At 73.8% G+C, this 10,959-nt stretch carries 11 protein-coding genes; 8 read left to right on the top strand and 3 right to left on the bottom strand.

Going from position 1 to position 10,959, the window contains the following annotated elements; translation table 11 throughout:
• On the bottom strand, positions 1-1,232 hold a 1,232-nt coding region (locus MR1_RS17110; protein ID WP_174522560.1), incomplete at its 3' end, for an alpha/beta hydrolase family protein.
• Between the two features lie 103 nt (positions 1,233-1,335).
• Here MR1_RS17110 and MR1_RS17105 point away from each other — a divergent pair.
• From MR1_RS17105 to MR1_RS17090, 4 genes are all read left to right on the top strand, one after another.
• Positions 1,336-2,673 carry a Gfo/Idh/MocA family protein gene (locus MR1_RS17105; protein WP_067249784.1) on the top strand — a complete coding sequence of 446 codons (1,338 nt, stop codon included), beginning with the start codon at positions 1,336-1,338 and terminating at the stop codon, positions 2,671-2,673.
• Positions 2,670-4,052, top strand: coding sequence for a mannitol dehydrogenase family protein (locus MR1_RS17100; protein WP_217996246.1), 1,383 nt, complete (start codon positions 2,670-2,672; stop codon positions 4,050-4,052). Before MR1_RS17105 ends, MR1_RS17100 begins: the two co-directional genes overlap by 4 nt.
• 267 nt (positions 4,053-4,319) lie before the next feature.
• Complete coding sequence (locus tag MR1_RS17095) at positions 4,320-4,721, top strand: PLD nuclease N-terminal domain-containing protein (RefSeq protein ID WP_067249778.1); 402 nt, start codon at positions 4,320-4,322, stop codon at positions 4,719-4,721.
• Entirely contained in the window at positions 4,718-5,713 is a 996-nt protein-coding gene (locus tag MR1_RS17090) for an epimerase (RefSeq protein ID WP_409366275.1), read from the top strand. Before MR1_RS17095 ends, MR1_RS17090 begins: the two co-directional genes overlap by 4 nt.
• Here the strand turns inward: MR1_RS17090 and MR1_RS17085 are convergent.
• Entirely contained in the window at positions 5,700-6,323 is a 624-nt protein-coding gene (locus tag MR1_RS17085; RefSeq protein ID WP_067249776.1) for a TetR/AcrR family transcriptional regulator, read from the bottom strand. The genes MR1_RS17090 and MR1_RS17085 overlap by 14 nt on opposite strands.
• Positions 6,324-6,417: 94 nt before the next feature.
• Between MR1_RS17085 and MR1_RS17080 the strand changes: the two genes are divergently transcribed.
• The 4 genes from MR1_RS17080 to MR1_RS17065 are packed head-to-tail and all read left to right on the top strand — an operon-like array spanning position 6,418 to position 10,536.
• Entirely contained in the window at positions 6,418-7,230 is an 813-nt protein-coding gene (locus MR1_RS17080) for a sugar phosphate isomerase/epimerase family protein (protein WP_067249773.1), read from the top strand.
• Positions 7,227-8,351 (top strand): Gfo/Idh/MocA family protein, encoded by a 1,125-nt coding sequence (locus tag MR1_RS17075; protein WP_067249770.1) that lies wholly within the window; start codon positions 7,227-7,229, stop codon positions 8,349-8,351. Before MR1_RS17080 ends, MR1_RS17075 begins: the two co-directional genes overlap by 4 nt.
• Positions 8,348-9,532 (top strand): Gfo/Idh/MocA family protein, encoded by a 1,185-nt coding sequence (locus tag MR1_RS17070; RefSeq protein WP_084344851.1) that lies wholly within the window; start codon positions 8,348-8,350, stop codon positions 9,530-9,532. Before MR1_RS17075 ends, MR1_RS17070 begins: the two co-directional genes overlap by 4 nt.
• Positions 9,529-10,536, top strand: coding sequence for a sugar phosphate isomerase/epimerase family protein (locus MR1_RS17065; RefSeq protein WP_067249768.1), 1,008 nt, complete (start codon positions 9,529-9,531; stop codon positions 10,534-10,536). Before MR1_RS17070 ends, MR1_RS17065 begins: the two co-directional genes overlap by 4 nt.
• A gap of 25 nt (positions 10,537-10,561) precedes the next feature.
• On the opposite strand, the gene MR1_RS17060 is transcribed toward MR1_RS17065, so the two are convergent.
• The coding region (locus MR1_RS17060; RefSeq protein WP_157518325.1) for a DUF1731 domain-containing protein at positions 10,562-10,959 on the bottom strand (398 nt) is incomplete at its 5' end.

Below are 10,959 nucleotides of genomic sequence, written 5' to 3'. Positions count from 1 at the left end.
TCGAGCGTGCGTTCGAAGATCATCGGCTCGTCCGGGTGGGCGGCCCGCACCCCGTCCGGGTACACGGCCAGATCGGCGGCGGTCGCCGGCGTCTCGCGGGCGGGCGGACGGGCGTCCTCGGCCGCCGCGGGCGGCGCCTGCTCGTCGGCGAGCACGCGCCGGAAGAACTCCACGGCCCGTGCGCGCAGGGCGGCCGAGTATGCGTGCCCCTCGTCGGCGACCGCGAGCTCGACGGGAGGCATGCCGACGCGCTCGCGGACCTCGTCCATGCGCCGGACGGTGTCGAGGGTCCCCGCCAGGGGGAAGAAGTCGTAGGCGGCGGCGAGCACGAGGACCGGACGCGGGGCCATCGCCAGCAGCAGCTGCGCGTGGTCCACTCCGTGCGCGAGAGCTCCCCGCACGATCTGCTCGGCGTCCTGCGCCTGGCCGGAAACGATCGACACGTCGCGTGCGGTGACGAAGGTGGCCGGCGCCGCGGCGGCCAGGCGATCCTCCACCGCGCACAGGAGGGTGACCAGGGAACCCCCGCCGCTGTGCCCGGTGACGCCCACCCGCCCCGGGTCCACGGCGTCGAGACCCTGCAGGACCGAGATGCCCGCTCGGGCGTCCTCGATGAAGAAGCGGGCGGGGGAGAACCCGTGCCACCAGCTCTGGACGCCGGCGTACGTGTGCTCCCTCGTGCCCCAGCCCACCGCGGGGGCCTCGCCGGGCGGGTAGCTGTGGCGCTCGCCCTGGCCGATCGGGTCCGGCACGAGCACGACGAGTCCCGCACGGCACAGGGCGCGGGCGAGGAGCTGGTATTCGGGGTCCGCCTTCGCCGCGTCCGTGTGCCCGCAGGCGAGCAGCACGGCCCCGGTCGGGGCCGACAGGCCCGAGGGGGTGTACAGGGTCGCCGGCACGTGGGCGCGCGGACGCGGGGCGTAAGCGATCCGCTCGACGCGCATCCCGGGCAGGTCGAACCCGCCGTGCACGGTGTGGGGGACGGGCCCGAGGCGCATCGGGCCGCCGAGCGCATCGTGGACGACCGCGCGGACCCTCTGCTGCAGCGCGAGGAGCCCCTCGGCGTCGCTGATCCCGTCCAGCGCGCGCCGCCCCGCCTCGACCGCCTCGATCGTGCGTCGCTCGACGGCCCGCCGCAGATCGTGCTCGGCGTCGTGGTGTCCGTTCAGGTGCGGTGCGAAAGCGAGGGACGGCGCCTGTCGCGGTGCCTCTCGCTGCGTCTCAGCGGTCATCGGGCCTCCTCGTCCGCGGGCCAGCCTAGCGCCGAGAACGGCGATTGGTGAATATTGCTGCATGCGCTTGCGACAGTTGCGGCTTCTTTGGCAGGGTGGAGGCATGACCGCTTCGGCCGCCCGTCCTCCCCGTCGCCGATACGCCCTCTGCGGGCTCTCCAACCGGGGCGTCGCGAGCTTCGCCCGGCCCCTGATGGGCGTCACGGGCGAGGGGCGCGACGCGGCGCTCGGCTACGGCACGGATCCGGACGACCTCTCGGGCTCCGCGGAGCTGGTCGCGGTGCTCGACGCCGACCCCGCCCGGACCGCGGCGTTCCTCGACACCGTCGTCCCGGAGGGGCACGCCGCCGTGCGCGGCTACGGCCCGGACGAGATGGGCCGCATGATCGAGGAGACCGCGCCGGACGCGGTCATCGTCGCCACGCCGGACGCGACCCACGTCGACTACATCCTCGCCGCCCTGGAGCGTGGCGTCGACGTCCTCAGCGAGAAGCCGATGACCTCGACCGCGACCGACGCCGCCCGCGTCCTGGCGGCGGAGCAGCGCTCGCGCGGCCGGGTGATCGTGACCCACAACCTGCGGTACTCGGCCCGTCACCTGGCACTGAAGCGCCTGATCGCCGAGGGAGGGATCGGCCGGGTCACCTACGCCACGCTCGAGTACCACGTGGACGCCCGGCACGGATCCAGCTACTTCCTCCGCTGGAACCGCACGCGGGCCCGATCCGGAGGCCTCTCGGTCCACAAGAGCACCCATCACCTGGACCTGGCGTCCTGGCTCGTCGACAGCGAGCCGGCCCGGGTGTTCGCCGTCGGCACCCGCAACCACTACGGTCCGGACGGCCCGCTCCGGCCGCGCGCGGGGGAGGAGGGCACGGATCCGTACTCCGCGCTCAGCCCCGACGCGGCCGCCGAGGACGGGGCGCGCGTCGGCCTGTTCGGGCTGCCCTACGAGCTGCAGTATCCGCGCGGGCGCCGCTTCACGCCCTTCGACGAGGAGATCGACATCGAGGACACCTACGTCGCCACCGTCGAGTTCGCCAGCCGCGCCGCCCTCGCCTACACGATCGACTTCTCCTCGCCGTGGGAGGGGTACCGGCTGAGCGTCACCGGAACCCACGGGCGCGTCGAGACCGTCTCCGGACGCGACCGTGAAGGGCGTCCGCTCCCCGGGTCCGATGCGCTGCGGCACGAGCCGCTGTTCGGAGATCCCCGACGGATCGCGATCGACGCCGGACGCGGCGGGCACGACGGATCCGACACGACCATGCGCCGGCACCTCTTCGGGGCCGGGCTCGCCGACGCCGACCGGCTGGACGTGGCGGCGTCCAGCAGGCAGGCGGCGTTCGCGGTGGCGGCCGGTGAGGCGATGTGGCGCTCCGCCCTCTCCGGGCGCGCCGAGGACGTGTCGGCGCTGCTCGGGACGGCGGCGGCGGCGTGACCCGGGACGGGCTGGGCCGGCTGTCGGCGGAGGCCCTGCCGGGGGTCTCGTCGTCCCGCGTTTCGCTTCCCGCGCGCCGGCCGAGCGGCATCGGGATCGTGCACCTCGGCGCGGGCGCGTTCTTCCGCGCGCATCAGGCGGTGTTCACCGAACGCGCCTTCGCCCGCGGCGGCGCGGACGGGTGGGGCATCCTGGCGGTGACCGGGCAGCGGCCGGACGTGGCCGACGCGCTGCGTCCGCAGGGCGGGCTGTACGGCGTCCTGGAGCGCTCCGCCGACGCCGACCGGGTCGACGTCGTCGGCTCGGTGCGCGACGCCGCGGCGGGGGAGCGGGACGCGGACCGGGTGGCCGCGGCGATCGCCGCCGAGGAGACGCACGTCGTGACCCTGACGATCACGGAGAAGGCGTACGCCGGAGAGCCGTCGCGTCCGCTGCGGACGCTCCGCGACGGCCTCCAGCGGCGGGCGAGGAGCCACGGCGGCGCGCTCGCGGTCATCAGCTGCGACAACCTCCGCGACAACGGCGCCGTGCTCCGCGCCGCGATGGAGCGCATCGTCGACGACCGGACCCGACGCTGGATGAGGGATGCGGTGACGTTCCCTCGCACGATGGTGGACCGGATCGTCCCCGCGACCACGGACGACGACCGAAAGCGCGCACAGGCGCTTCTCGGAGTCCGTGACGAGGCGGTCGTCGTCGCCGAGCCGTTCGCGCAGTGGGTCATCGCGGACGAGTTCGTCGGACCGCGGCCGGAGTGGGAGCGGGCCGGAGCGATCCTCACCGATGAGGTGTCGCGCTGGGAGGACATGAAGATCCGCACCCTCAACGCCGCGCACCTGCTCCTCGCGTACGAGGGGGCCCTGCGCGGGCACGGGACGATCCACGAGTGCGCTGCCGACGCCTCGCTGGCGAGCGCCGTCCGCGGTCTCATGGCGCAGACGGCGCAGACCTTCACGGCGCCGCGGGGTGCCGACGTCGCCGGTTACCAGGCGCAGACCCTCGAGCGCTTCGCGAACCCGGCGATCGGGCACACAGTGCGCCAGATCGCGAAGGACGGCACGGAGAAGCTGCCGGTGCGACTGCTCGCGCCGCTGCGCGAGCTCCGCCGGCGCGGAGCGGCCGCCGACGGATTCGACCTGATCGCTCGCGCGGTCGCGGCGTGGATGGCCCTGGTCCGCGTTCGGCCGGACCTCCTCGACGATCCCCGTGCCGAGGCCGTGGGCGCGGCCGCGTCCGGGAGCGGGGACCCGAGGAACCTGGTCACCTCCCTGCTGACGCTGACCGACGTGTTCGGTGCGGACCTCGCGGCGGATGCCGTCGTCGTCGACGCGCTCGTCGACCAGGTCGCCGACCTGCTCCGGCAGAGCCGCACGGCGTGACCCCCCGCCCCCGCCCCCGGCGCCGCGTCCTCGCTGCCGCGCGGGGTCAGGCGGACGCGCGGGATCAGGCGGATGGGGGCGTGGGGTGCCTGTTCTGGCGTGTTTGCCTGATCTGGCGGGGCGTGTGTGCGCGGGGTCGCCGCCGCGTGGGATCAGGCGAACGCGCGGGATCAGGCGGATGGCAGCGTGGGGTGCCTGTTCTGGCGCGAATGCCTGATCCGGCCGGGGGTTCCTCGGGGATGCGGGCGGCGCGGCTAGGCTGAGGGCATGGCGGTCCTCTTCTCGCTGTTGGTGCTCGCGCTCATGATCGGGGCGCTGATCGACATCATCACGCGCGAGGACGGGCAGGTGAAGCACCTGCCGAAGGTGTTCTGGATCATCCTCGTGGTCATCCTGCCGCTCGCCGGGAGCATCATCTGGTTCCTCGTCGGGCGCGAGTACGGCGACTCCGGCGTCCGTATCCCGCGGATGCGCGGCGAACGGCGCGGCCCGGCCGCGCCCGCGGCGCCGTCGGTCCCGCCGGCGCCGGTCGACACCCGGACGACCGAGCAGCAGATCGCCGACCTCGACCGCGAGATCGAGGAGTGGCGCCTGCGCGCGGAGATCGAGCGGCGCCGCCGCGAGTCCGGCGACGGGACGCCCTCGGATGGGAACGGCTCGGGCTCGTGAGCGCCCTGCCGCCCCCGCGTCCTCGCGCCGTGATCGGCGGCGGCAGCGGATACCTCGGCACCGCGCTGCGCGACGCCCTCCGCGTCGACGGGTACGAGGTCCGCACCATCGGCCGCTCCGGAACGGCCGATGCGCGATGGTCGGACCCGGACTCCCTCCGCCGCGTCGTGGACGGGGCGGAGCTCGTCATCGGCCTCGCCGGGAAGCGCGTGGACTGCCGCTACACGGACCGCAACCGCGAGGAGATCCTCCGCTCGCGGGTGGAGACGACCCGGGCGCTGCGCCGGGCCATCGCCGACGCCGCGCAGCCGCCCGCCGTGTGGATGAACGGAAGCTCGGCGACCGCCTACCGCTACGCGCTGGACCGCCCGCAGACCGAGGCCGACGACTCCCTCGACACCGGCTTCTCGCCCGACGTCACCAGGGCGTGGGAGGCGGCGCTGTTCGAGGGCGAGCTGCCGGGGACCCGACGGATCGCCCTGCGCACCTCCCTGGTGCTCGGTCGCGACGCGCCGGTGATGACCATGCTCCTGCGGCTGGCCCGTCTCGGGGCGGGCGGCCCGCAGATCGACGGGTGGTGGTTCCCGCACCGCCGCTACCGCGGGATCGGACCGGAGCCGACCGAGCCGGCTCCGCCCGGGTACGTCCGCTCGCACGGGCGGCAGATGTTCAGCTGGATGCACGAGGCGGACTTCGTCGAGGCGATCCGGTTCCTGCGCGACCACGACGAGATCTCCGGCCCCGTGAACATGGCGGCCCCGCACGCCGTGGACAACCGCACCCTCATGCGCGCGCTTCGTCGCGCCGTCCATGCCCCGTTTGGCATCCCCGCGTGGCGGTTCGTGCTGGAGCCGGGGATGTGGGTCCTGCGCACCGAGTCGGAGCTCGTGCTCAAGAGCCGGTGGGTGGCTCCCGGCGTGCTCGCCGACGCCGGGTTCCGCTTCCGCTACCCGCGGCTCGACGAGGCCGTGGCGGACATCACCCGCCGCTGACGTCCGCCGGCCGCGGGGGACGGAAGAGGTCGATCAGCGCGCGGAGCCGATCCGTCATGTCGAGTCCCGGATCCAGCAGCCACTGGATCTGCAGCCCGTCCATGGCGGCGACGAGCAGGCTCGCCGCCGTGTCGGGGTCCAGGTCGCCGCGGAGGAGGCCGGCCTCCTGCCCGCGCGCGATCCGCCGCCGGAAGCCCTCGGTCGTGCGGCGGTAGCGTTCCGTGAAGTACGCCCGTCGTTGCGTGTCGGTGGTGTCCGCGGCGGCGAGGGCGGCGACGGTGGTGAAGAGGGCGACGAGCCCCGGCACGGTGGCGTTGTGGTCGACGAGGGCGAGGGAGGCCCCGAAGCCGCCGTCGTCGTCGGCCGGGAACATCCGGCGGTTCACCTCGTCGCGGTGGCGCACGATCTCGAGCATCAGTCCCTCGCGGGAGCGGAAGTGGTGGAGCAGGCCCGGCTTGGAGCGCCCGACCTCGTCGGCGATGCGCTGGAGGGTCGCGGCGTCCCAGCCGTCCTCGGCGAGCACGCGGAGGGCGGCGTCGAGCACGTCGAGCCGGAACTGCTCGGTCTTGGCGTAGCTGCCGCGGCGTGCGCCGCCCTCGGGATCGGACATGGCGAAACTCTACCGTTGTTCCGGATTCGGGTGTAGCGTCGATGAAAACCGACCTCTGGTCGAGGTTCGGATATTCGACGACGAAGGCACCGGCATGACATCTCCCGAACTCTCCCTCCAGCTCTACACCGTGCGCGACGCCCTGTCCGCAGACCTTCCCGGAACCCTCGACCGCATCGCCGCGCTGGGTGTGCGCAACGTCGAGGCGTTCGGCTTCGTCGGCAACGCCGCGGCCCTCCGGGCGGCCTACGACGCCGCGGGGCTGACGGCCCCGAGCGGCCACGCGAACTTCCTCTCCGACGAGCTGCGCTTCGGGGACGACGTGGTGACGGTGCCCCCGTTCACGTCGATCCTCGACGACGCCGCGACCCTCGGCGTGGAGGTCCTGATCGACCCCATGGTGCTCGCTCCGCGCTGGTCGAGCGCCGACGAGGTCGCCAAGACCGCGGACCGGCTGAACGGGCTGGTGGATGAGGCCGCGTCCCGCGGGATCCGGCTCGGCTACCACAACCACTCGCAGGAGTTCCATCACGACATCGACGGCGTCCCCGCGCTGGAGCACTTCGCCGGGCTCCTCGACGACCGCGTCGTCCTCGAGGTGGACGCGTTCTGGGCGGCGACCGGCGGGCAGGACGTCCCCGCTCTGCTCCGGCGCCTGGGCGACCGGGTCCGGCTCCTGCACATGAAGGACGGCGTGATCGGCGCCGATCCCTTCCGCGCGGACGACGCCTCGGCGGTGACCCTCGATCAGCGCGTCGCGGGCGAGGGCGACCTCGACACGGGCGCGATCCTCGCCGCGGCCCCGGCCGCCGAGTACGCCGTCATCGAGTTCGACGCGTACGACGGCGACCTCTTCGACGCGATCGCGCGCAGCGCCGACGCCCTGCGCGCGGAGGGCGTGCGATGAGCGCCGGGCCCGTCGGAGTCGGCTTCATCGGCACCGGGATGATCAGCGACACGTACCTGGAGAACCTCACCTCCTTCCCGGACATCCGCGTGGTGATCCTCGGCGACATCGACACCGCGCGGGCGGCCGCACAGGCGGCCAAACACGGGGTGGCCGAGAGCGGCACCCCGGAGCAGGTGCTCGCGCACCCGGACGTGGAGATCGTCGTCAACCTCACGATCCCCGCGGCGCACGTGCCGGTGAGCCTGGCGGCGATCGCCGCGGGCAAGCACGTGTGGAGCGAGAAGCCGATCGGGATCGACCGCGACGCGGCCCGGGAGCTGCTCGCCGCCGCCGACGCCGCAGGGCTGCGCGTGGGGATCGCCCCGGACACCGTCCTCGGGCCCGGGCTCCAGACCGCTCGCCGCGCCATCGCGCGGGGTGACATCGGCACGCCCCTGTCGGCGCAGACGGCGATGCAGTACATCGGCCCGGACGTCTTCCACCCGAACCCCGACTTCCTCTTCGCCCGGGGTGCCGGACCCGTGATCGACATGGGCCCGTACTACGTCACGGCCCTGGTCAACGTGCTCGGCCCGGTGGCGAGCGTGGCGGCGGTCGGGCTGCGCGGTCGCGAGGTGCGGACGGTGCAGGTCGGGGACCGGGCCGGGGCGGAGTTCCCCGTGGAGGTGCCCACGCTCGTCCAGGCGATCGCCCGCTTCGAGCAGGGCGCCACCAGCCAGAGCGTGTTCAGCTTCGACTCGCCGCTGGGCCGGACGGGCCTCGTCGAGATCACCGGCACCGAGGGCACCATGGTGATCCCGGATCCCAACACGTTCGGCGGGGAGGTCCGGATCACGCCGGTGCCCACCCTCGCCGGTATGCGGAGCGAGCCGGAGTGGCGCACCGTCCCGCGGGTCGGCGTCGAGGCCGGTCGAGGCCTCGGCGTGCTGGACATGGCGAGGGCGATCCGGGGCGGTCTGCCGCACATCGCCACGGGCGAGCTCGGCTACCACGTCTTCGACACGCTGATGGCGATCGAGGAGTCGGTCGGAAGCGGGCGGTTCGTCGACGTGGAGAGCACCGTCGGCGAGATCCCGCTGGTGCCGGAGGACCGGGATCCGTTCGAGGCGACGCTGTGACGCGATCGAACCTCTCCGGTATCGGGCTGCGCGCGGGGTTCCTCGGCACCGGGTTCATGGCGGCGGTGCACAGCCGTGCGGCGCGCGCCGCGGGGGCGGAGACCGCGGTGATCGCGGGCTCGCGTCCCGAGCGCGGTGCCGCGGCCGCCGGTGAGCTCGGCATCGCGGCGGCCGCCGTGGGCATCGAGGACCTGCTGGAGTCCTGCGACGTGGTGCACGTCTGCACGCCGAACGCGCGGCACGCGGCGCAGGCGCACGCCGCGATCGCCGCCGGGCGTCACGTCGTGTGCGAGAAGCCGCTGGCCACCACGGTCGAGGACGCCGAGGCGCTCGCGACCGCCGTGACCGCCGCCGGGCTCGTCGGCGCCGTCCCGTTCGTCTACCGCTACCACCCGATGGTGCGCCGCGCCCGGGAGATCGTGGCCTCCGGGGAGGCGGGCGCCATCCTCACGATCGACGGCGCGTACCTGCAGGACTGGATGCTCCGGGCCACCGACACGAACTGGCGGGCCGACGCGGCCGCGGGCGGGGCGTCCCGTGCCTTCGCGGACATCGGCTCGCACCTGTGCGACCTCGTCGAGTTCGTGACCGGGGACCGCATCGTCGCGCTCAGCGCGCGCACCCGGACCGTGTTCGGCGAGCGCGGGGGCGCGAGCGTGGCGAACGAGGACATCGCCGCGGTGGTGGCGCAGTTCGCCGGCGGGGCCCTCGCCACCCTCCTGGTGAGCCAGATGGCCCCGGGCCGCAAGAACGGGCTCGTCATCGAGCTGCATGGGACCTCGTCCTCCGTGCGCTTCGAGCAGGAGGACCCGGAGCGCCTGTGGATCGGCGAGGAGAACGGTTCCCGGCTCATCCGTCGCGAACCCGGGATGCCCGGCGACCGAGGGCTGTCGCTCGTCCCGTCCGGTCATCCGATGGGCTATCAGGACGCCTTCGATGCGTTCGTGGCGGACGTGTACGCCGCCGTGCGCGGCGCGGAGCCGGACGGCCTGCCGACCTTCGCGGACGGCCTCCGCGCCGCCGTCGTCACCGCCGCCGTCCTGGAGTCCGCCGCCGGCGGCGGGCGCTGGGTCACGCTCGCGCCGGCCGCATCCGGCAGCACCACCACGGACATCGACACCACGGACATCGACACCGAGGACACCGACACCGAGGACACCGACACCGAGGAGAAGTCATGACCACGCACCCGGTCACCCTGTTCACCGGCCAGTGGGCCGACCTGCCGTTCGAGGAGGTCGCGCGCCTCGCCGCCTCCTGGGGGTACGACGGCCTGGAGATCGCCGCGTCCGGCGACCACCTCGACCTCCAGCGCGCCGATGAGGACGACGCGTACGTCGCGTCCCGGAAGGAGATCCTGGATCGCCACGGCCTGACCGTCTTCGCCCTGTCCAACCACCTCGCGGGCCAGGCGGTCTGCGATGCGCCCATCGACTTCCGCCACCGCGCCATCCTTCGCGAGTACGTGTGGGGGGACGGCGACGCCGAGGGGGTGCGGCAGCGTGCCGCCGAGGACATGAAGCGCGCGGCCCGGGTCGCCCGCAAGCTCGGCGTGGACACGGTGGTGGGCTTCACGGGCTCGTCGATCTGGCCGTACGTGGCGATGTTCCCGCCGGTCGGGGCAGATGTGATCGAGGCGGGCTTCGAGGACTTCGCCTCCCGGTGGAACCCGATCCTGGACGTGTTCGACGGCGAGGGCGTGCGGTTCGCCCACGAAGTCCACCCGGGCGAGATCGCCTACGACTACTGGAGCTCCGTGCGGGCGCTGGAGGCGATCGAGCACCGCGAGGCGTTCGGCTTCAACTGGGATCCGTCGCACATGATGTGGCAGAACATCGATCCGGTGGGGTTCATCGTCGACTTCGCGGACCGGATCTACCACGTCGACTGCAAGGACACCCGGATGCGCCCGCACAACGGCCGCGCCGGCGTGCTCGGCTCGCACCTGCCCTGGGGCGACCCGCGCCGCGGCTGGGACTTCGTCTCGACCGGGCATGGGGACGTGCCGTGGGAGGACGCGTTCCGGGCCCTGGACGCGATCGGCTACGCCGGGCCGATCTCGATCGAGTGGGAGGACGCGGGGATGGACCGGCTGCACGGCGCCGCCGAAGCGGTGACGTTCGTGCGATCCCTGCTGTGGCCGAAGCCCGCCGCCTCCTTCGACGCCGCGTTCTCGAACCAGTAGCCCGGGTCCGCCGCGTCCCGTGCGGTCACGCGGCCCGGACCGCCTCCTCGATGTCGGTGTGCCGGAACCGGTAGCCGGCGTCGAGGAGGCGATCGGGCCGCACCCAGCGGCTCTTCAGGACGAGCTCGGTCTCCGTGCGCATCGCCCAGGCGCCGATCTCCAGCGCCGCACGGGGCAGGGGCGGGCCGATCCGTGCGCCCACGGAGCGGCGCACCGCCGCCATGAACGTCCGATTGTCCACCGGCGTCGGGGACGAGGCGTTGACCGGGCCCTCCAGCTCCGGGTGAGCCTCCAGGAAGTCCAGGACCCCCGCGATGTCGTCGATGTGGATCCAGCTGAACCGCTGCCGCCCCCGCCGGGCGCCGGGGGCATGCCCTGTGCCGGCCGCACGACGCGCGGCGCCGATCGGCCAACGCCCGTCCC

Source organism: Microbacterium resistens NBRC 103078 (genome assembly GCF_001552355.1).
Taxonomy (GTDB): domain Bacteria; phylum Actinomycetota; class Actinomycetes; order Actinomycetales; family Microbacteriaceae; genus Microbacterium; species Microbacterium resistens.
Note: the sequence above shows the minus strand (reverse complement) of the source record. Positions and strands in the feature narration are given on the sequence as shown.

What these genes read in the sequence shown, in the direction of transcription:
- MR1_RS17105 (WP_067249784.1), top strand. Translation starts at nt 1,336, where the DNA reads ATGACCGCTTCGGCCGCCCGTCCTCCCCGTCGCCGATACGCCCTCTGC.
- MR1_RS17095 (WP_067249778.1), top strand. Translation starts at nt 4,320, where the DNA reads ATGGCGGTCCTCTTCTCGCTGTTGGTGCTCGCGCTCATGATCGGGGCG.
- MR1_RS17085 (WP_067249776.1), bottom strand. Translation starts at nt 6,323, where the DNA reads ATGTCCGATCCCGAGGGCGGCGCACGCCGCGGCAGCTACGCCAAGACC.
- MR1_RS17080 (WP_067249773.1), top strand. Translation starts at nt 6,418, where the DNA reads ATGACATCTCCCGAACTCTCCCTCCAGCTCTACACCGTGCGCGACGCC.
- MR1_RS17075 (WP_067249770.1), top strand. Translation starts at nt 7,227, where the DNA reads ATGAGCGCCGGGCCCGTCGGAGTCGGCTTCATCGGCACCGGGATGATC.
- MR1_RS17065 (WP_067249768.1), top strand. Translation starts at nt 9,529, where the DNA reads ATGACCACGCACCCGGTCACCCTGTTCACCGGCCAGTGGGCCGACCTG.